Source organism: Devosia sp. J20-27, from assembly GCF_055808595.1.
Window position 1 is genome coordinate 1194910 of the sequence record NZ_CM147875.1, and the last position, 19571, is coordinate 1214480.

The 19571-nt window shown below is 66.1% G+C and carries 17 protein-coding genes; 9 read left to right on the plus strand and 8 right to left on the minus strand.

Features of this window, described 5'->3' with window-relative positions:
- Nucleotides 1-150 precede the first annotated feature (150 nt).
- Genes AC0L4C_RS05865 through hemC form a run of 4 tightly spaced genes read right to left on the minus strand, consistent with a single transcriptional unit; the run spans nucleotide 151 to nucleotide 4682 of the window.
- A complete protein-coding gene (locus tag AC0L4C_RS05865) occupies nucleotides 151-1509 on the minus strand; it encodes a heme biosynthesis HemY N-terminal domain-containing protein (RefSeq protein WP_473402689.1) in 1359 nt (452 codons plus the stop codon).
- Nucleotides 1506-2978 (minus strand): COG4223 family protein, encoded by a 1473-nt coding sequence (locus tag AC0L4C_RS05870; RefSeq protein WP_473402690.1) that lies wholly within the window; start codon nucleotides 2976-2978, stop codon nucleotides 1506-1508. Before AC0L4C_RS05870 ends, AC0L4C_RS05865 begins: the two co-directional genes overlap by 4 nt.
- A gap of 27 nt (nucleotides 2979-3005) precedes the next feature.
- Complete coding sequence (locus tag AC0L4C_RS05875) at nucleotides 3006-3728, minus strand: uroporphyrinogen-III synthase (protein ID WP_473403461.1); 723 nt, start codon at nucleotides 3726-3728, stop codon at nucleotides 3006-3008.
- A gap of 15 nt (nucleotides 3729-3743) precedes the next feature.
- A complete protein-coding gene (gene hemC, locus AC0L4C_RS05880) occupies nucleotides 3744-4682 on the minus strand; it encodes a hydroxymethylbilane synthase (RefSeq protein ID WP_473402691.1) in 939 nt (312 codons plus the stop codon).
- Nucleotides 4683-4758: 76 nt separating this feature from the next.
- On the opposite strand from hemC, the gene tsaD reads away from it, so the two are divergent.
- The 5 genes from tsaD to AC0L4C_RS05905 all read left to right on the plus strand — a co-directional run bounded on the left by tsaD (nucleotide 4759) and on the right by AC0L4C_RS05905 (nucleotide 7947).
- Nucleotides 4759-5802 (plus strand): tRNA (adenosine(37)-N6)-threonylcarbamoyltransferase complex transferase subunit TsaD, encoded by a 1044-nt coding sequence (gene tsaD / locus AC0L4C_RS05885; protein ID WP_473402692.1) that lies wholly within the window; start codon nucleotides 4759-4761, stop codon nucleotides 5800-5802.
- A complete protein-coding gene (locus AC0L4C_RS05890; protein ID WP_473402693.1) occupies nucleotides 5792-6757 on the plus strand; it encodes an NAD(P)H-dependent glycerol-3-phosphate dehydrogenase in 966 nt (321 codons plus the stop codon). The genes tsaD and AC0L4C_RS05890 overlap by 11 nt, the downstream gene beginning before the upstream one ends.
- A gap of 2 nt (nucleotides 6758-6759) precedes the next feature.
- A complete protein-coding gene (locus AC0L4C_RS05895; RefSeq protein ID WP_473402694.1) occupies nucleotides 6760-7047 on the plus strand; it encodes a YciI family protein in 288 nt (95 codons plus the stop codon).
- 4 nt (nucleotides 7048-7051) lie between these two features.
- The gene (locus AC0L4C_RS05900; RefSeq protein WP_473402695.1) at nucleotides 7052-7477 is read left to right on the plus strand and encodes an EVE domain-containing protein; all 426 of its coding nucleotides are present in this window, start codon (nucleotides 7052-7054) and stop codon (nucleotides 7475-7477) included.
- A 68-nt stretch (nucleotides 7478-7545) separates the two neighbouring features.
- Complete coding sequence (locus AC0L4C_RS05905; protein ID WP_473402696.1) at nucleotides 7546-7947, plus strand: DUF1761 domain-containing protein; 402 nt, start codon at nucleotides 7546-7548, stop codon at nucleotides 7945-7947.
- A gap of 2 nt (nucleotides 7948-7949) precedes the next feature.
- On the opposite strand, the gene AC0L4C_RS05910 is transcribed toward AC0L4C_RS05905, so the two are convergent.
- Nucleotides 7950-8156, minus strand: coding sequence for a DUF1674 domain-containing protein (locus AC0L4C_RS05910; RefSeq protein ID WP_473402697.1), 207 nt, complete (start codon nucleotides 8154-8156; stop codon nucleotides 7950-7952).
- Between the two features lie 106 nt (nucleotides 8157-8262).
- Here AC0L4C_RS05910 and htpX point away from each other — a divergent pair, with 106 nt between their 5' ends.
- From htpX to purH, 4 genes are all read left to right on the plus strand, one after another.
- On the plus strand, nucleotides 8263-9246 hold the full coding sequence (htpX, locus tag AC0L4C_RS05915; RefSeq protein ID WP_473402698.1) for a zinc metalloprotease HtpX: 984 nt from the start codon (nucleotides 8263-8265) through the stop codon (nucleotides 9244-9246).
- Between the two features lie 89 nt (nucleotides 9247-9335).
- Nucleotides 9336-10556 (plus strand): RsmB/NOP family class I SAM-dependent RNA methyltransferase, encoded by a 1221-nt coding sequence (locus tag AC0L4C_RS05920; protein ID WP_473402699.1) that lies wholly within the window; start codon nucleotides 9336-9338, stop codon nucleotides 10554-10556.
- A gap of 85 nt (nucleotides 10557-10641) precedes the next feature.
- Nucleotides 10642-12264, plus strand: coding sequence for a heparinase II/III family protein (locus AC0L4C_RS05925; RefSeq protein ID WP_473402700.1), 1623 nt, complete (start codon nucleotides 10642-10644; stop codon nucleotides 12262-12264).
- A gap of 68 nt (nucleotides 12265-12332) precedes the next feature.
- Nucleotides 12333-13922, plus strand: a complete 1590-nt coding sequence (gene purH, locus AC0L4C_RS05930) for a bifunctional phosphoribosylaminoimidazolecarboxamide formyltransferase/IMP cyclohydrolase (RefSeq protein ID WP_473402701.1) — start codon at nucleotides 12333-12335, stop codon at nucleotides 13920-13922.
- On the opposite strand, the gene vapC is transcribed toward purH, so the two are convergent.
- The 3 genes from vapC to AC0L4C_RS05945 are packed head-to-tail and all read right to left on the minus strand — an operon-like array spanning nucleotide 13923 to nucleotide 19332.
- The gene (gene vapC / locus AC0L4C_RS05935; protein ID WP_473402702.1) at nucleotides 13923-14312 is read right to left on the minus strand and encodes a type II toxin-antitoxin system VapC family toxin; all 390 of its coding nucleotides are present in this window, start codon (nucleotides 14310-14312) and stop codon (nucleotides 13923-13925) included. It abuts the gene before it with no gap.
- Nucleotides 14312-14536, minus strand: coding sequence for a type II toxin-antitoxin system VapB family antitoxin (locus tag AC0L4C_RS05940; protein ID WP_473402703.1), 225 nt, complete (start codon nucleotides 14534-14536; stop codon nucleotides 14312-14314). Before AC0L4C_RS05940 ends, vapC begins: the two co-directional genes overlap by 1 nt.
- 47 nt (nucleotides 14537-14583) lie before the next feature.
- Nucleotides 14584-19332, minus strand: coding sequence for an NAD-glutamate dehydrogenase (locus tag AC0L4C_RS05945; protein WP_473402704.1), 4749 nt, complete (start codon nucleotides 19330-19332; stop codon nucleotides 14584-14586).
- Between the last annotated feature and the right edge of the window lie 239 nt (nucleotides 19333-19571).

Genomic DNA, 19571 nt, shown 5'->3' on the forward strand with positions numbered 1-19571 from the left:
CACCAACTCATTGGCGGCAAACGTCATTCACGGACGGACCCGCTAATTACGAATGATGTGCTCTACCAACTGAGCTAAAGCGGCGACGCGGGCGGCCGGAGGCTGCGCGACGCCGGTCTTTTACTGGCGCCGGTGCGGCTGTGCAAGGGGTCAGTTGTCGGGAAGTGCCAGCTGGGTGCCCGATGCCCGCTGCCCCTCGGGGGGTGTCTCGGGGACGCGGGTGGCGACGGCGCTGGTGGGCACCCGCCACTCGAAGGCGTCGAGCTTGCCGGTGACGGGAGAGAGCGGTTCCCATTCCTCGGCGGTAATGCCGTCGGCGGTCCAGACCGGGTCGCGCGGCGCCCGCACGGCGCGGTTGACCCATTCGCGGGCCTTGCCCTGATCGTCGGACTGGCCTTCCTCGATCTCGGCCATCAGCAGGCACACCGACTGGCTGGGATTGGCCGAGGAATAATTGGCCAGCGCATGGCGCGCCGCCGGCCAGTCATAGGCGTCGATGCAGGCGCGGGCCAACACCAGGGCGGCAGGCTTGTTCTGCGGCGGCGCATCGATCAGTTCGCGCACTCGCTTCAGCCGGTCGACGGCGGAGGTGCCCTGCACGGCATTGGCAAACAGCGTGGCGATGTCGGGATGCGAGGTGGCGCGCCAGACCCGGCGGAGCAGGCTCATGGCCTTCCGGCTGTCGCCGCGGTTGATGTAGATGCGCGCCGCGATCAGCGCGGCGGGGACGAAATCGGGCACCAGCTTGAGCGCGCCCAGCGCGTGGTCCAGTGCGGCCATCGCGTCGGTGTTTTCGGCGAGCTGGGCGCGGGCAGTGGCAACGACCGCCTGGCGGCGGCGCTTGCGCATCTTTTCCTCGCGGCTGACGGCCGGCGCGGAGGCCACCATTTCGGCAGCTTCCGCCCAGAGGCCCTTGCGCGTCAGATCGTCGAACACCGCAGCATTGGCCCACGGGGTGTGCGGCGCAATCTCGGTGGCCTTCTGGGCAAAGGTCAGCGCCGCGTCGGTGCGGCCCTGGGTGCGGGCCTGGTCATAGAGGCCCGACAGCGCCGCCAGGGCGGTCTTCTTGTTGGTGATCAGCGCCCGGTAGTGTTCGCGGGCCGAATGCATGTCGCCCAGCGCCAGGTCGGCACGCGCTTCTAGCAGTTGCGCGGCAGCGTTCTGCGGCAGGTTGGCGCGGGCCTCGCGGGCCAGCAGCCGGGCCTTTGAAGGATCGCCGGCCTGCAGGGCGATGAAGCCGTCCGACAGGGCCGAAAACGCTACGTCCTTGCGGCGCTCGCGGGCGCGGCGGGCCAGATAGTAGGGGGCCCCCAGCACCCGGCGCAGCAGGCCCCAGGTGAAAATGATGAGGGCAATCGCCGCCAGCACGAAGAACACCGCGACGCCGAGCCGCGGCTGCATGCGAAAGCCCAGCAGTTCCAGCGTCAGCGTGCCGGGCAGGCTGATCAGCCAGGCAATGCCGGCCGTGACCAGCAGGCTGATGATGATCCAGTAGGCGAGGCGGATCACTGTGCTGCCTCCGCCGTCGGCGCCAGGGCCTGGGCCCGCAATGCGGCGACAAACTGCTCGGCGGCAGCGTGATTGCGCACCGACGTGGCAACGTCTCCGGCTGCAGACTGCATCGCCGGCGGCAACTGGCCGAGCAGGTCGGCGGCGGCGACGAAGTCCTGCCGCGCCATGGCTGCCTCAAGGCGCGAAACGATGGCCTCGGGCGTATTGCCCGGCATTTCCCCGGTGGGGCGCAGCGCCAGCAGGCCCTTGGCCCACTCGATGGCGTCCTGGCCCCAGTCGCCGGTGCTCTCGGCCGTGCGGCCGGCCAGCATGGAGGGCACCACCGCTTCGAAATCGTTGAGCAGCCTGTCAGGGCGGGCGAGGCCGGTTTCCGCCGCGGCAGCCAGGGTCTCCGGCACGGCAAGGTTGGGCAGCAGGGCGTTCAGGCTCTCGAGTTCGGCGGCAAACGGGCGGCCGGCGGCGAACGCGGTCTCAAGCCCGGAAACGACGAGCGGCAGCTTGACGGCCGGGCCGATATTGGCGCCGCCCAGCGTCTGGGTCTGCTTGGCGATGGCGGATTTTGCGGCTTCGAGATCGCTGCGGAGGCCGGCAATCTCGCCCGCCTGGCCATCGAGCCCGTCGAGCCGGGCCGTTATCGCGGCGATCGCCGCCTCGATGCCGTTGAGGCTTTCCGCCAGCGCGGCCGCATCGGCAGAGGATGCGCCGGCGGCAATGGCAGTGACGCGGGCGTCGAGCGTATCGAGTTGCGTTGTGAGCGGCCCCAGATCCACGTCTGTGACGGTCGGAATACTGGCCTGCACATCATCGATGCGTGTCGCCAGCGCGTCCTGACCGGCTTTGAGCTGGTTGAGGCCGGTATCGAGCTGGGTAATCGTCGCGTCGAGGCTCACCTGGGTCTTGAGGGCCCCCTCTTCGAGCGCCGGCAGCCGGCTTTCGAGCGCAGCCAGCCGTCCGTCGAGGTCAACCAGCTGTTCGGCGGGATCGGCAAACCCCGGACTGGTCGACGGCAGCGGCACCAGATTGACCAGGGCATAGGTCAGCGCTGTGCCCAGCAGCGCGCCGGCAACCACGGCGATGGAAATGGCACTCCACGGCATGGCCAGCCGCGCCTGGCGCACCGGCGTTGCGGGTGGTGTCGGCGGCGTGGGCGGGACCGGATTGCGCGGCGTTTCGGGCTTCGGTTCCGACTTCGTTGCCGCCGGCGTCTCCGGCTCGGTCTCAGGTCTGGCTTCAGATCCCTCTGTGGCCTTCTGCGCGCCGGAGCCTGCCGGCGCGACGGTCGTCTCGGGCCTGGCAGCGGCCTCAGGCTTTGCGGCGTCCGGTTTGGCAGCGGTGTCCGGTTTGGCCCTGGTCGAGGTCCTGGCGTTCCGTGCGGCGGGCTTTTCCGGCTCGGCGGACTGGCTGGCGTCGTTGGCCTTGAGATCGATGACCGGTGGTTTCACGGGTCCCGATTTGCGCTCAGCCATGCGGCGTTTCCTCGAATTGCTGGGTCATCATGTGTTGCGGTCGCGCGAAAAAGACAAGGCCAAAGCCATCATAGCCTCTTCGCTCGGGTAGTCGGCCAGTCCCACGCGGACAAAATGGACATCGAGCAGGGGTGCGGCAACCGTTTCGGACAGACAAAGCATCCCCATTTCGAGTCGTGACAGGCCGCTCAACTGCTGCGCGCTCAGCCTGGCGAAGGTTTCCGCCGTGCGGCGCGAGTAGAACAGAACGGCGTCGATACTGCCATCCTCAAGCTCGCCGACGATCTGCGCCGGCAGTTCGGCAATTGCCGTCATGGCGTAGACCTGGGTGGCAATCACCATCAGGCCGAAGGGCGCCAGCGATTTGGCCAGGTCGCCGGACTGATCGCGGCCCGCGGGATAGAATATCGGACCGGCGAGACCGGAATGTGCCAGCAGTTCGACGAGGTCGGCAAAGCCGCCACCGGCGCTGGTCACATCGGCAAAGCCCGTGTCGCGCGCCACTGCGGCCGTGCGGTCACCCACGGCAAATACAGGCAGCCTAATGAAATCGGCGATGGCGCCGCGTTCGTCGAGGGCGCGCAGCGCGTTGGTGCTGGTGACAGCAATCGCCGCAAACCCGGCTGCATCGGGCAGACTGGTGGGCAGGGTGTGGAAGGTCAGCAGGGGACAGAGCGCGGCTTCGATATCGAGCGCAGCGAGCCGCGCGGCGGTGTCGCTGGCGTCAGGTTCGGGACGTGTGACGAGCATACGGACCAAACTGGCTCATCCCCACAATCGTTTCATGAAGGCCGGTCCGGCAAGTTCGAGCAGGTGCCGACCCAGTTGTGTTCCCAATGCGCGGGCCTCGCCCGGCGTTCCGCTGAGGCTTGCATTGAAGGCCTGTTTGCCGTCCGGCGACAGAATCTCCCCGTGCAGCGTGCAGGAACTCTCGGTCAATTCCGTGAACGCACCAATCGGTGTCCGGCATGATCCGTCCAGTGCCGCGAGCATGGCACGTTCGGCCGCAATTGCAATGGAGGTCGGGCCATGGTCGAGCGGCGCCACCAGTTCGGCGGTGCGCGTATCGTCGGCCCGGTGCTCGAGCCCGATGGCACCCTGCGCCGGGGCCGGCGGAAAGCGGCGCGGATCGATGTAGCTGCGGATAAGGCTGGATTTGCCGAGCCGGTTCAGGCCGGCAGCGGCCAGCAGGGTGGCGGCGGCGATGCCCTGTTCGAGCTTGCCGAGCCGGGTTTCCACATTGCCACGAAACGGCACGACCTCGATGTCGGGTCGCTCGCGCAGCATCTGCGCGGCGCGGCGGATCGATGAACTGCCCAGCTTGCTGCCAGCGGGCAGTTCGTCAATGCCGGCATAGTCATGCGAAACGAAGGCGTCGCGGACGTCCTCGCGCTGCAGGAAGGTCGAAAGCACCAGCCCATCCGGCAGGTCGGTCGCCATGTCCTTGGACGAATGCACGCCGACATCGACTTCGCCGGCGAGGATGGCCGCCTCGATTTCCTTGGAAAACAGGCCCTTGCCGCCGGCTTCGCTGAGGGGACGGTCGGTCAGCCGATCACCGGTGGTGGTGATGACACGGATTTCGATTTCGGCGACTGGGACGCCGTACCGCTCGGACAGCAGGCGGGCGACCAGATTGGCCTGGGCCAGGGCCAGCGGCGAACCGCGGGTGCCGAGGCGAAGGAATGGGGCGGCAGATTGCAATCTCGTCTCGTCCTCTATAGCTCAAGACGCGGGCGACGGGACGGCTTAGACCACGAACAACGACCGGGCAAGGCGCATGAAGGTATTGGGTATCGAGACCAGCTGCGACGAAACCGCCGCCGCCGTCGTCGAACGCGACGCGGCGGGGCGCGCCACCATCCTGTCCAACATCGTGCGCAGCCAGCTCGACGAGCATGCGGCCTTTGGCGGCGTCGTGCCCGAACTGGCGGCCCGCAGCCATGTCAGCCATCTCGACGGCATCATCGCCAAAGCGGCGGAACAGGCTGGCGTGGCGCTGCGCGACATCGATGCGGTCGCTGCCACTGCCGGGCCGGGGCTGATTGGCGGCGTGCTGGTGGGGCTGACCACCGGCAAGGCGCTGGCCGCGGCGCTGGGCAAGCCGTTGATCGCGGTCAACCACCTCGAAGCGCACGCGCTGACGGCGCGGCTAACCGACGGGGTGCGCTTTCCCTATCTGATGCTGCTGGTCTCGGGTGGTCACAGCCAGTTTGTGCTGGTGCGCGGCGTCGGCGACTACGAGCGCTGGGGTTCGACCATCGACGATGCTCTGGGCGAGGCCTTCGACAAGGTGGCCAAGCTGCTCGGGCTGGGCGTGCCGGGCGGACCGCATGTCGAGCGGCAGGCGCTGCAGGGCGATCCCAAGCGTTTCAGGTTTCCGCGGCCGCTGCTGCGCGAAAAGAACCTCGATTTTTCGTTCTCGGGTCTGAAGACCGCCGTGCGGCTGGCGGCCGAGCAGATCGCGCCGCTTTCCGATCAGGATGTGGCCGATATCTGCGCCAGCTTCCAGGCGGCCGTTGCCGAAATCGTCCGGGTGCGCGCGGGGCAGGCGCTGGAGCGCTTCGGCAGCAAGGCGACCCTGGTGGTGGCCGGGGGCGTCGCGGCCAACAAGGCGATCGGCGCGGCCCTGCGCGAGGCCGCCGATACGGCTGGCGCGACGCTGGTCATTCCGCCCATGGCGCTCTGCACCGACAATGGTGCAATGGTCGCCTGGGCCGGGGCGGAGCGGCTGGCGCTCGGATCGGTCGACGAAATGGCGTTCTCCGCCAAGGCCCGCTGGCCGCTGGACTCGGCGGATATGGGGCTCGACCATGGCCATTGAGCATGTCGCCGTCATCGGTGCCGGCGCCTGGGGCACGGCCCTGGCGCAGGCGGCCGCATTGGCCGGGCGCCGCGTCACGCTTGTCGGTCGCGATCCAGCGGCTTTGGACGAGATCAACCAGCAACACCGCAACAGCGCCCATCTGGGAGACTTGCCGCTGTCATCGGCGATTGCCGCCCGCCCGGACCTGCCCGCTGCCGATCTGGTCATTCTGGCCGTTCCGGCGCAGCACAGTCGCGCCGCGCTGCAGGTCCATGCCGGAATGCTGGCGGGCAGGGAGCTGGTGCTGTCGGCCAAGGGGCTGGAGACCGGCACGCTGAAGCGGCAAAGCGAGATCCTTGTCGAGGTCGTTCCCACGGCAACGCCCTATGTGTTGTCGGGTCCAAGTTTTGCCATCGATGTTGCGGCGGGACGACCGACGGCGGTGACGCTGGCCGGCCAGTCGACAGAGCGGACGCTGCAGATCGCGAGTGCGCTGGCAGGGCCGAGTTTCCGCCCGTATGCCGCAGACGACATGCTCGGCGTCGAGATCGCCGGAGCCCTCAAGAATGTCTATGCGGTAGGTTGCGGTGCCGTCGAGGGCGCAGGGCTCGGTGCCTCGGCTCGTGCAGCCCTGCTGGCCCGCGGCTTTGCCGAACTCAGTCGCTTCGTTGCCGCGATGGGCGGCTCGCCGGCAACCCTGACCGGCCTGGCGGGGCTCGGCGACCTGACCTTGTCGTGCACATCACCCGACTCCCGCAATTACCGCTACGGCATGTCACTGGGTGCAGGCACGCCGCCGGGTTCGGCGCTGGCCGAAGGTGTGGCCACGGCGCCCGTGGCCCGCGCGCTGGCTGCCAAACTGGGTGTCGACGCGCCGCTGGTCGATGCGGTAAACCTCCTGCTCGAGGGAAATTCATCAATATCGGCAATCGTTGCGGGACTCATGTCCCGGCCGCTGAAACGGGAGGACTAGCAATGCAGTATTCCATCGTCGCCTATGACAAGCCCAATGGTCTGGCACATCGCATGGAGGTGCGGCCGGACCACTTGGCACACCTGGAGACGCTGGGCGACACGCTGGTGCTGGCCGGGCCGTTTCTGGATGCCAATGGCGACATGAATGGCAGCTTCATGGTGATCGAGGCGGGGAGCCAGGCGGAAGCCGAGGCGATCTTCGCCAGGGACCCGTTCGTCTCCCGCGGTGTCTTCGGCTCGATGGACATCCGGCCGTTCCGCATCGGCGTCAACAATACCAAGGCGTAGACCGGTGGCCTACTGGCTGATGAAATCCGAACCCGATGTGATGTCCTATGACGACGTCGTCGCCAAGGGCGTGCCCGAAGAGTGGCACGGGGTGCGCAACTATGCGGCGCGCAACCATATGCGCGCCATGCAGCTGGGTGACGAAGCGTTTTTCTACCACTCCAACATCGGCAAGGAGATCGTCGGTATCATCAAGGTGGTGGCGCTGGCCCATCCCGATTCGACTGCCGAGCTGAACGCCAAGGGCGAGGTGGTTTGGGAGTGTGTCGATGTGCTGCCGGTCAAAAAGCTGCCCAGGCCGGTGACGCTCGAGACCATCAAGCAGACACCCGAACTCGAGAACATGGCACTGGTGAAGCTCTCGCGCCTCTCGGTCGGCCCGGTCACGCCGGACGAATGGCAGCTGATCTGCAAGATGGGCGGCCTCTGAGGTCTCTGGCCGCGCCGACGGAACGGCGCTAGTCTTCCCCCGTCGGATGCGTCCAAGGGGGGACCGAGATGACTTTCGCTATCAACTGGCTCGCGGTGATCGTGGGCACTGTCGTCAGTTTCGGCGTGGGTGCGGCGTGGTATGGCGTGCTCTCCACGCAATGGCTGGCGTCGATCGGCAAGACGCGTGACCAGATCAATTCCAAGGATCCAACGCCTTATGTCATCGGCTTTGTCTGCCAACTGGTGATGGCCGCGGTGCTGGCCGCGGCGATCCCGGGGCTTTTCGGCGCCACCACGGTCGCTACAGGCCTGATGGGCGGCGCGGTGCTGTGGTTCGGCTTCGTGATCACGGCGATGATTCTCAACCACCGTTACGAGGGCGCGCCCTGGATGCGCACCTTCATCGACGGCGGCTACATCCTGCTGGCGCTGCTGGTGCAGGGCCTCGTCATCGGGCTGTTCGGCTAGGCTCAGAAGTCGGCGGTCAGGCCCTTGATTTCCCAGTCGCCATAGCGATTGGGATCGAGACCGCCACGGCCGCCTTCTTCCCTTGGTGCGGCTGCTGCTTTGGCATCGATCTCCCGCCGCCGCGCGGCGGCTTCGGCCAGTGCGCGCTCAGCTGCCGGGGTCAGCGGCGGGCGTGGCGTCGGTGTGTCTTCGGGGTCAGGAACGTCCACGGGTCTTCCGGCATTACGATTTGGTCATCTGCCCTTGGCGATAGCCCGCGGGCATACCATTTTAGGCCTATCCATTCGGTCAAGTCGAGGATCAGGGCCCAAAGCGATGTTCAACTTCCTGCGTACTGGCGTGCTGTTCGCCGTGCTGACGGCACTTTTCATGGCGGTCGGCTATTTCATCGGCGGCACCAACGGCATGCTGATTGCTTTCGTGGTGGCTGCGGGCACGAACCTCTTCTCCTACTGGAATTCGGACAAGATGGTGCTCTCGATGCAGGGTGCCCGGGAGATCGATCCGCGCTCGGCGCCGGACCTCTATGCCATGGTCGAGCGGCTGGCGCGCAATGCCGGCATTCCGACGCCGAGGGTCTATCTCATCGACACGCCGCAGCCCAATGCCTTTGCCACCGGCCGGGATCCCGATCATGCGGCGGTCGCGGTTTCCAGCGGTCTGCTGCAATATCTGCAGCCCGATGAGGTTGCCGGCGTCATCGCGCACGAACTGGCGCATATCCGCAGCCGTGACACGCTGATCATGACCATTACCGGCACCTTTGCCGGTGCCATCTCGATGCTGGCGCAGTTCGGCCTGTTCTTCGGCGGCGGCAATAATCGCGACAATCCGCTGGGCGGCATCGGCGCCCTGCTGATGGTTTTCCTGGCGCCGCTCGCAGCCGGCCTTGTGCAGATGGCGATCAGCCGCACACGCGAATACCAGGCCGACAAGTATGGCGCCGAGATTTCGCGCGACCCGTTGGCCCTGGCCTCGGCGCTGGCGAAAATCTCGCAGGCGGCGCAGCGCACGGTCAATGTCGCTGCCGAGCGCAATCCGGCCATGGCGCATCTTTACATCACCAATCCGCTGTCGGGCGCCCGCATGGACAACCTGTTCTCGACCCACCCCAATGTCGAGAACCGCATTGCCCAGTTGCAGCGGTTGGCCGGCGAGATGCGGACCGACCGGACCGGTCGCCGCTACGAGTCGCCGCGCCAGGTTTCACCCGACGTGCCGCGTAATAGCGGCTGGCGTGTGCCGACGATTGGCGGTAGCGAGGGTGGCAGCGGACAACAGCGAGGCCCCTGGGGCTAGATAATTTGGCAAAATCGAAGTCGACGCCGGGGCTTGGGCTCCGGCTTTCTGCCGCAAGCCGGTTGCGGACCGTGCTGGCGGGAGATCACATGGTGCCGCTCGGCGCGTCCGAAGTGGCCGACAGCCGCGACCGGGCGCTGGCCAACAAGCTGCTGACAGCAGCGCTCCGCCACCACGGTCAGGTGACGGCGGCGATCGGCATCCTGCTCGACAAGGGCATGCCCAAAAAGAGCGGCAGCTTTGAAGCGGTGCTGCGGATCAGCCTGGCGCAACTCCTCTATCTCCCCGATATGGGCGACCACAGTGCTCTTTTTCTCGCGGTGGAAGCCGTCAAGCGCGACCCCAAGAGCCAGCATCTGGCGGCATTGATGAACGCTGTGCTGCGTCGGGCGCAGGGTGAGGCAGACGTTCTCCGCGCATTGCCGACCGATCTGCTGTTTCCTGACTGGCTGAAGGCCAAATGGACCGAGGCTTATGGCGATGTGGTGCCGGCATTCGGCGCGGCACTGGCCGAGGGGGCGCCGCTCGATGTGACGCTCAAACACGATAATCCGGTGCTGGTCGAACTGCTCGGCGGTCAGGTGATCTCCGCCGATACGGTGCGTGTCGACAAGCGCGATGCGCCAGTCAGCGAACTGCCCGGCTATGCCGATGGCCGCTGGTGGGTGCAGGACGCGGCGGCAGCGATCCCGGCACGGCTGCTGAAACTGGCAGACGGCGCGCGGGTGCTCGACCTGTGCGCGGCGCCGGGCGGCAAGACGGCACAACTGATCAAGGCGGGCTATGCAGTCACCGCCCTCGACAGCGATCCCGTGCGGCTCGAGCGGCTGCGCGAGAACCTGCACCGGCTCAACTATGCCGCCGACGTCGTCGCCGCGGACGGGACCAGCTATGTGCCCAAACAGAAGTTTGACGGCATCCTGCTCGACGCGCCGTGCTCGGCCACGGGCACGTTCCGCCGGCATCCGGAGGTCATCTGGCATCGCACCGCCCGTGACATTGCCGGCCGGGTGGCCCTGCAGCGCCAGTTCATTTCCCATGCGGCGAGCCTGCTTGAGCCGGGGGGCGCGCTGGTCTACTGCGTCTGCTCCCTTGAACCCGAAGAGGGTGAGGCTCAGGCCCGCTGGATTGCCACGCATCGGCCCGAACTCGTCGCCGATCCGGTCTCTGCCGGCGAGGTGGCGGGCCTTGAAACGACGGTGACTCCGGAAGGCTGGGTGCGGACGCATCCTGCGGTCGCAATAGGCGATTCCGGGGGAAAGGGCGGTACTTTGGACGGGTTCTTCATTGCGCGGTTCCGGCGAGCTTGACTAGTTAGGGTTGGCAAAGCGGCCGGGTGGGGACTATCACCGGCCGGGGCCTAAAGGCGTAAGGACGAGTAGTTTGGCAATTTCGATGCGATTTCTTGCGCGCCGGACTTTGCTGTCGCTTGCCGACTATGCCGTCACCAATCCATTGATTCGCTGGACCTGGACCGGTCCGTCGAACGAGGAACTGGTGGGGGCCCTCGGTGAATTCCGGCCATCGGACCGCGAAACCGTGCTCGAGATGATGCAGGGGCGCTACCTTCTGCAGTCCAAGCTCGTCGATACACACGGCGTGTCGCCGTTCTCGGTCGAGGTCAACAACGCCGACTGGCTCGACGACCTGCATACATTTGCCTGGCTGCGGCACTTCCGCGATGCCCGCACCGATGAGGAGCGGCGCTTTGCGCGGACCCTGACGCTCGACTGGATTGGCCGCGAGGGTGGTTTCAACTGGCAGACCTGGGGGCCATCGCTGACCGCCCGACGGGTCCTCAACTGGCTGCGCCACCTCAATATACTGGTGGAGGGCGCAACGCTCGAGCAGCAGGAAACGATTTCCCGTTCGCTCTCCTCGCAGATCCAGTCGCTGAAGCTGCGCGGCATACTGGCCACCGATCCGCTGGACGCGCTGCTGGCTGCCATCGCTCTTGTCGGCGTGGCGCTCAGCAACGAACGAGCCGAAGCCGAGGTTTATCCGCGGGTGCGGCGGGCGCACCGCCTGCTCGACGACCAGATCGACGAGGACGGCCTGCACCGGTCGCGCTGTGCCCGGCAGCAGGTGCTGATCCTTGTCGAACTGATCACCATCAAGCAGGCCCTGCGACGCAACCACGAGCAATATTCGAACGAGTTCACCGAACTGCTCGAGAAGATGCATAGGGCGCTGGACGCCATTTCGCTGGGTACCGGCGAGCCGGGCTATTTCAACGGTACGGGGCAGATGCCGCATGACCTCGTGGTTGCCGTGCAGGCACAGAGCCCGGCGCGGGCCCGCTCCACCGGCATTACCGGCGGCTATGGCCGGCTGATCTCGGGCCGCGCTACCGTGGTGGCCGATTCCGGCCTCGTGCCGGAGCCCGAGTATTCGGCGCTGGCGCACGCCGGTGCACTGTCTTTCGAGTTCAGCTATGGCCGCGACCTGGTGGTCTGCAATTGCGGCCCGGCGCCTGCGGGTCTGGAAGGTGACAATACGCTCTTCCGCCAGGGTATTGCCCATTCGGCGCCAACCATCAATGCGCTGTCAGCAGCGGCAATCGGCACATCGGGAGCGATGGAAGGCCGGCTCCTGCCGGTCGGACGCGACCCGGAACTGGAGACCTTCGAGGCCGACCAGTCGCTGATGATGCGCACGCATGGCTATGAGGATCGCTTCGGCGTGGTGCTGGAGCGTCATCTGACGCTGATGTCGGAAGGCAAGACGCTGGTCGGTCAGGATCGCTTCACGCATGCGCGCCGCGTGTCGGGCGCCTGCGCCATCCGCTTCCATCTGGCACACCAGACCGAGGTGCAGCACACCGACGACTTGCTGCGTCTCAAACTCTCCTCGGGAGCGATCTGGACCTTCCTGTGGGAAGGCGCGGACATGCGCGTCGAAGACAGTGTGCGGCAGTCGGCCTATTTCGGTTTTCACCGGACCAAGCAGATCGTCCTCGATGTGCTGGCGGCCGAAGCCAGCGAGGTCAGCTGGATTTTCACCCTCGAAGAGGGTTGATTCTGGTTCCAATCGTCGCGGCAAGGTGCTAGCAGGCCGCGCATCAACACCAGCGCAGGCAGCTTCTCATGTCGGACGGCAAAACCATCCCCATCAAACGCGCGCTTCTGTCGGTGTTCGACAAGACCGGCATGGCCGAATTTGCCAGCGCACTGGCCGAGCTCGGCGTGGATCTGGTGTCGACCGGCGGCACGCACAAGCTGATCGCCGGGACCGGCGCGGCGGTGCGAGACATTTCCGATCTCACGGGCTTTCCCGAAATGATGGACGGCCGGGTCAAGACGCTGCACCCGAAGGTGCATGGCGGGCTGCTCTCGGTACGGGACAATCCGGCGCACAAGGCGTCGATGGAGGACCACGAAATCGGGGCAATCGACCTGGTCGTGGTCAATCTCTATCCGTTCGAGGCGACTATCGCCAAGGGCGCGAGTTATGACGAAACCATCGAGAATATCGACATCGGCGGCCCGGCAATGATCCGCTCGGCGGCCAAGAACCACGCCTACGTCACGGTCGTGGTCGACCCCGCCGACTATCCGCAGATCCTCGAGTCGATCCGCCAGACCGGCGGCGTGCCCTACGCTATGCGTCAGAAGCTGACCGCCAAGGCCTATGCCCGTACCGCCAACTACGACGCCACAATCTCGAACTGGTTCGCCCAGACGCTCGATTACGCCGACATGCCCTACCGCAGTTTCTCGGGGCAGCTGCGGGAAGTGATGCGCTACGGCGAGAACCCGCACCAGTGGGCAGCGTTCTACGCCACCGGCGAACAACGTCCCGGCGTCGCGACGGCCCAGCAGGTGCAGGGCAAGGCGCTGAGCTACAACAATCTCAACGACACCGATGCCGCCTACGAGCTGATCTCGGAGTTCGATCCAGCGGTGCCGGCCGTCGCCATCATCAAGCACGCCAATCCCTGCGGCGTGGCCACCGGGACCTCGCTCAAGGACGCCTATCTCAAGGCGCTGCGCTGCGACCCGGTCTCAGCCTTTGGCGGCATCATCGCGCTCAACGGCGAGATTGATGGCGAGACGGCTACCGAAATCGTCAAGACCTTCACCGAAGTGATCGTGGCGCCGTCGGCCACCGCCGAGGCAGTGCAGATCATTGCGGCGAAGAAGAACCTGCGGCTCCTGACCACCGGCGCGCTTGCCGATCCGGCCTCGCCGGCGCTGATGGTCAAGTCGCTGGCCGGCGGCCTGCTGGTGCAGACCCGCGACACCGGCCGGATCGACGATGTCGAGCTCAAGGTCGTCACGAGGAAGCAGCCGACGGCGGCCGAGCTGGCCGACCTGAAGCTGGCGATGAAGATCGCCAAGCACGTCAAGTCGAATGCCATCATCTACGTCAAGGACGGCGCGTCGGTGGGCATTGGCGCGGGGCAGATGAGCCGGCTCGATTCCAGCCGCGTGGCGCATCGCAAGTCGATCGATGCAGCACAGGCAGCCGGTCTCGGAGGGGCATTGACGCAGGGGTCCGTGGTTGCCTCCGACGCCTTCTTCCCGTTCCCGGACGGCATGCTGGCGGCGGTCGAGGCGGGTGCCACGGCGGTGATCCAGCCGGGCGGCTCGGTCAAGGACCAGGACGTGATCGATGCGGCCGACGCGGCCGGCATCGCCATGGTCTTTACCGGCATGCGCCACTTCCGCCACTGATCAGGCGAGTTGCAGGCCCAAGTGGCGATGCATCGGCAGAAAGTCGCGATCGCGATGCAGAAGCTTGTGGCCGTTCTCGATGCAATAGGTCCCGATGATCAAGTCGGACGAGTTGCGGAGCGTGACGCCGCTGGAGCGTAGCGTGCGATAGTTTCGGGCCGCCGCGACAGCAAGGTCAGCGGTCAACATTGGGCGAACCGTGAAGAGCCGCAGTTCGTGCTCGATGATCCGGGCGGTTCGTTCCGAGCGAGCGCCTCTTAGAACCTCTAGGAGGATGAGGTCGCCGACAAGCACGTCATGCGCATTTTCCAGGCTGCGCAGACGCAGCACCTCAGGTTCGAGAACGCTGTTGAAATGCGAGATCCAGACCGAACTGTCGACGACGATCATCAGGCTTCATCTAGCGGTGAGCCGTCCTCGGAAAACTCCCTAAGAACCGGCATTTGGTCGGCCTCCCAGCCGATGCCGGCAAGATTGCTTATCGCCTGCTTGAGCCGGGCGTTTCTGGCGTAGAATTGCAAGGCCTCTTCGACCACAGCCTTCTTTGTCTTCTCGCCACTCGCCCGCATGGCGGCGGCCATCAGGTCATCGTCGATATCGATATTCGTGCGCATGACGTCACCGGATGTGTATGGATTTCGATTTCCATACACATAACACCTCAGGCGCTCCTGGCCAAGTCGGCGAGGAGGCCGGCGGCGACGCTGAGGCGCGATACGGTCATGTCTCCCTCGGTCAGTGACTGTACGGCGGCAGTCACCCGGTCGATGGCATCGGGGCTGGCAGCATGCCAGGCAGCGAGGCGCTCGTGGATCGGGCCGGTGCCAAAGCCGATGACGTCGGCGGTCAGGTCGCGCTGGGCCCGCATCAGGTTGGCAAGGCCGCGGTCGAGCGCCATGCGGTCGAACTTGTCGGCCAGCACGATCCGGCTGCCTGCCTCCAGCACCCGGCCGAGCTGGAAGACGTCGAGCACACCGTAAAAGGCGACGGCTGCATCGACCACATCGATACCGGTGCGGTCTGCGACCAGCACAATGTCGGTGGCAACTGCGAGGGCCGAGAGCTCGGCGATGCGCCTTGCGATTGCCTTGGGCGCGCCACCGGCCTCAAACACCGCGGCGCGCTTGCCGATGCTCTCGCTGAGGAAGGGCGAGAGCAGATGGCCCAGCTGATTGCGGATAGCCAGCACGCCGCCGGCATAGCGGTCGATCAGCGGTTGCAGCCCCTGGTCGAAAACGGCATTGCGCAGGAACCAAAGCGTCTCGCGGGTCAGCAGGGCCTCGATCTCGGCATAGAGCTGCAGCTGGGTCTCGCCGGAGATGGTGCCGTCGAGCGCGTCGATGGCGGCGTTGTAGTCCTGCAGGCCGTAGCTGTCGCGGGCGGCAGCGTAGGCCGCGGCAACCTGGCCGACATCGGCGCTGGTGGCGGTCTGCATCTCGCTGACAAAGGCGGGGCCGCCGCGGTTGATCATGGCATTGGAGAGCACGGTGGCGATGACCTCGCGCCGCAGCCGGTGCGTGGCGACGGCGTCCGGGAAGGTCTCGTCGAGCCGGGCCGGGAAGTAGCGATAGAGCTCCTTGCCCAGGTAGGGGTCGTCGGGCACCGAGGAGTCGAGCAGGTCGGAATAGACCGTGATCTTGGCATAGGCCAGCAGGACAGCGAGTTCGGGTCGGGTGAGTCCCTGGCCGCCCTGGGCGCGTTCGCGCAGGACCTGGTCGTCGGGGATGAACTCGACGGCGCGCATGAGCAGGCCGCGCCGCTCCAGCGTGTCGATGAGGCTCAGATGATCGGGGAACTCGGAGAGCCCGCGATACTGCGCCACGGAAATGGCGAGCGTCTGCAGGTAGTTGTTGCGCAGGCAGAGGGCCGCGACCTCCTCGGTCATGGACGCGAGGAACTCGTTGCGCACCTGATAGGTGAGCTCACCCGAGCGCACGACCGTCCCCAGCGCGATCTTGATATTGACTTCGAGGTCGGACGAGTTGACCCCGGCGGAATTGTCGATGGCGTCGGTATTGATGCGGCCTCCCGCGAGGGCATATTCCACCCGTCCGCGCTGCGTAACGCCCAGATTGGCGCCTTCACCCACGACCTTGGCGCGCAGTTGCGCACCGGTGATGCGGATGGCGTCATTGGCCTTGTCGCCGGCCTGGGCTTCAGTTTCTCCCGAGGCGCGGACATAGGTGCCGATGCCGCCGAACCAGAGCAGATCGACTTCGGCCTTGAGAATGGCCCGCATGACGTCATTCGGGGTCACCGGGTCGTTGCCCAGGCCCAGCGCGCGCCGCGCCTCGGCAAACAGCGGCACCTGCTTGAGCGAGCGGGAATAGACGCCGCCGCCCTTCGAGATCAGCTCCTTTTTGTAATCCTGCCAGCTGGAACGGGGCAGGGTGAAGAGCCGGGCCCGCTCGGCCAGGCTGACGGAGCTGTCTGGGTCGGGATCGATGAAAATGTCGCGGTGGTCGAAGGCGGCAATCAGCCGGGTATGCGGCGACAGCAGCATGCCGTTGCCGAAAACGTCACCTGACATGTCGCCGACGCCGACCACCGTGAAGGGTTGGGACTGGATATCGCGGTCGAGTTCGCGGAAGTGGCGCTTGACCGCCTCCCAGCCGCCGCGGGCGGTGATCCCCATCTTCTTGTGATCGTAGCCGACCGAGCCGCCGGAGGCGAAGGCGTCGCCGAGCCAGTAGTCGCGTTCCAGCGCAATGGCATTGGCGGTGTCGGAAAAGCTCGCCGTGCCCTTGTCGGCGGCGACCACCAGATAGGGGTCCTCGGGGTCGCGGGCGATGACGTTCTGCGGCGGCACGACCTCGTTGGCGACGAGGTTGTCAGTGACGTCGAGGAGGGTGGAGACAAAGATCTTGTAGCAGGCGGTGCCTTCGCGCTGCACCGTCTCGCGGTCGGCCTTGGCCGGCATGCGCTTGGGCACGAAGGCGCCCTTGGCGCCGACCGGAACGATGATGGCGTTCTTGACCTGCTGCGCCTTGACCAGGCCCAGCACTTCGGTGCGGAAGTCCTCTGGCCGGTCGGACCAGCGCAGGCCGCCGCGGGCAATGGCGCCAAAGCGCAGATGCAGTCCCTCGACGCGCGGCGAGTAGACAAAGATCTCGCGGAACGGCTTGGGTTGCGGCAGTTCGTCGACCTTGTGGCAATCGAACTTCAACGCCAGGGCCGGCCGGCGCTGACCGGCTTCGTCGCGCTGATAGGCATTGGTGCGGACAATGGCATCGACGAGGTTGAGGTAGCGGCGGATGATGCGGTCGTCATCGATCGAGGCGGTCGCCTCCAGCGCTGCCGCGATGGTGTCGCGGGCGGCGGCGGTCGCTGCATCGCGGTCGGCGTCCAGATGCGGATCATTCTGGGCATGGAACAGCGCCACCAGCGCTGCCGACACTCCGGGATGCGCTGCCAGCGTGGTCACCAGATAGCTGCGCGAATAGGCGATGCCGATCTGGCGGAGATATTTGGTGAGCGCCCGCAACAGTTCGACATCGTCCCAGGCGAGCCCGGCCGCAGCGGTCAGCCGGTTGAGGCCGTCGCTTTCGGCCGCATCACCCCAGACGGCAAGGATGCCGCTTTCCACCTTGGCCGCCAGCTCGCGGTCGGTGAGGTCGACGCCGTCGGCGGCCTCGACCACCATGTCGTGCACCCAGATCTCGCCAAGCGAGGCGGGGGAGATGGTGTAGGTCGACTCGTCGATGACGCGGAAGCCGAAATTTTCCAGCATCGGTACGCGTGACGAAAGCGGGATCGGCGCCCCGCGGTGATAGACTTTCAGACCCAGCGTGCCGTCGCTGCCCTGCCGCGCGCCCAGGCGAAGGGCAATCGAGGTGTCATCGGCAAGGCCATTGATGACGCCGATATCGGCCAGCGCCCGTTCGGGCGTGTTATGGGCCTGGTAGCCGGCAGAGAACGCCTCGAGATAGGGCGCGAGCAGGGCCGCATCCTCGGTCAGGGCGGCGAGCCTGTCGTCAAAGCTCAGGGTGATTTCGGTGACGGCCGCTTCGAGCTCGTCGCGGTCCGGCTCCGGGGTCTGCCCGCTATTGCGGCCGATAATGAAATGCACCCGCACCAGGTCGGCTTCCGGGAAGCTCGGGTAGTAGGCCGAAACGCGGCCTTCATAGACCCCGGCCAGGTAGTCGCCGATGCGGGCGCGCACGTCGCTGTCGTAACGTTCGCGTGGCACGAAGACGAGCACCGAGACGAAATTGTCGAAACGGTCGAGACGCGAGAGGACGCGGACCCGCGGCCGATCGGTCAGCGCGGCAATGGTGGTGCCGAATTCAAGCAGCTGGGCGACGTCGATCTGGAACAACTCGTCGCGCGGATAGGTGTCGAGCGCGTTCATCAGCGCCTTGCCGGCATGGCCGGCCGGGTTGTATTCGAAGCGGCGCATCACTTCGCTGATCTTGCGACGGATCAGCGGCACTTCGCTGTGCGGGGTGGCAAGGGCCATCGAGGTGAAGAGGCCGAGGATGCGCAGCTCACCGGTCACCTCGCCAAGGTCGCCGTAAAGCTTGACGCCAATGTAGTCCATGTGGGTTCGGCGGTGCACGCGGGAGCGGATATTGGCCTTGGTGACCAGCAGCGGCTCGGCCTCCTTGAGGAAGGCGACGTGCTGCGGCGTCATCTCCACGTAGTCGGCGCCGGCGCGCAGGAAGCGCACCTTGTGATCCTCGAGAATGCCGACGCCGCTGTCGGCGATCGGCTCAAGCGCCGAACCCTCGAGCCGGTATTCGCGCATGCCCAGGAAGGTGAAGTTGTGTTCGGCCAGCCAGCCGAGAAAGTGCATGGCTTCGGCAACCGCCGGCGGCGCGGCCTTGGGCGGATGGTCGTGCCAGCTCTGGATGGTCTGGCGGACGCGCTCGAGCATCGGCCGCCAGCCGGCGACAACACGGCCGACATCGGTCAGCACGGCATTGATCTCGGCGATCATGGCTTCGCGCGCACTGTCGCTGGGCAGCGGGTCGATCTGCAGGTGCAGGAAGCTCTCGTGCCGGCTGCCGGGTGTCGGCATGTCGAGCACGCGATAGGTCTGCGGATCGAACTGCAGGATGGGATGGGTGAGGAAGCGGATCACGCCGCCATGGGCGCGAATGGCCCCAAGGACGCTGTCGACAATGAAGGGCATGTCGGTCGAGAAGATCTCGATGATCTCGGGGTGTCCCGGATGCTCGGCCGGCAGGAAATAGATGCGGTGGTTGGCCAGCTCGCGCTTGCCGAGCCGCGAATAGGACTTGCGAAACAGGGCCTCCAGCAGATCGGCCGGACAGGTCTTGAGGTCTTCGGGGTCGGCAGCCTCAACCGTCAGGCGCAGGAAGCGGCCGAATCCGGGCTCGGTGGCCAGCAGATTCTGGGCGCGCGCCAGCAGGTCGGCACGGGTCTCTAGAAATAGCGCCTCGTTCACTGTTGTCCCCCTCGAACCGCAACGCAGTGTTCGGGTCAGAGTGCGTTGCGGGGCAGATATTGTCGAGTGCCAAGACCCGGCCTTGGGCTACCCTCTCAGCGTGACGCCGCCACGACGGCGGGTGCCATTGCCGCACCTGCGGGCGCGGTCCTCGCGCCGAGGTGTACGGCTCCGCCATCCGGTGAGCTTGACCAGCTTGCCTGCCGGGGACTAGAACGCCGCGTTACCCCTCACCTCCG

Bases quoted from the DNA above. Each gene is read 5' to 3' on its own strand.
- htpX (WP_473402698.1), top strand. From the start codon at position 8,263: ATGTTCAACTTCCTGCGTACTGGCGTGCTGTTCGCCGTGCTGACGGCA.
- AC0L4C_RS05895 (WP_473402694.1), top strand. From the start codon at position 6,760: ATGCAGTATTCCATCGTCGCCTATGACAAGCCCAATGGTCTGGCACAT.
- tsaD (WP_473402692.1), top strand. From the start codon at position 4,759: ATGAAGGTATTGGGTATCGAGACCAGCTGCGACGAAACCGCCGCCGCC.
- purH (WP_473402701.1), top strand. From the start codon at position 12,333: ATGTCGGACGGCAAAACCATCCCCATCAAACGCGCGCTTCTGTCGGTG.
- AC0L4C_RS05890 (WP_473402693.1), top strand. From the start codon at position 5,792: ATGGCCATTGAGCATGTCGCCGTCATCGGTGCCGGCGCCTGGGGCACG.
- AC0L4C_RS05870 (WP_473402690.1), bottom strand. From the start codon at position 2,978: ATGGCTGAGCGCAAATCGGGACCCGTGAAACCACCGGTCATCGATCTC.
- vapC (WP_473402702.1), bottom strand. From the start codon at position 14,312: ATGATCGTCGTCGACAGTTCGGTCTGGATCTCGCATTTCAACAGCGTT.
- AC0L4C_RS05920 (WP_473402699.1), top strand. From the start codon at position 9,336: ATGGTGCCGCTCGGCGCGTCCGAAGTGGCCGACAGCCGCGACCGGGCG.
- AC0L4C_RS05925 (WP_473402700.1), top strand. From the start codon at position 10,642: ATGCGATTTCTTGCGCGCCGGACTTTGCTGTCGCTTGCCGACTATGCC.
- AC0L4C_RS05940 (WP_473402703.1), bottom strand. From the start codon at position 14,536: ATGCGCACGAATATCGATATCGACGATGACCTGATGGCCGCCGCCATG.
- AC0L4C_RS05905 (WP_473402696.1), top strand. From the start codon at position 7,546: ATGACTTTCGCTATCAACTGGCTCGCGGTGATCGTGGGCACTGTCGTC.
- AC0L4C_RS05875 (WP_473403461.1), bottom strand. From the start codon at position 3,728: ATGCTCGTCACACGTCCCGAACCTGACGCCAGCGACACCGCCGCGCGG.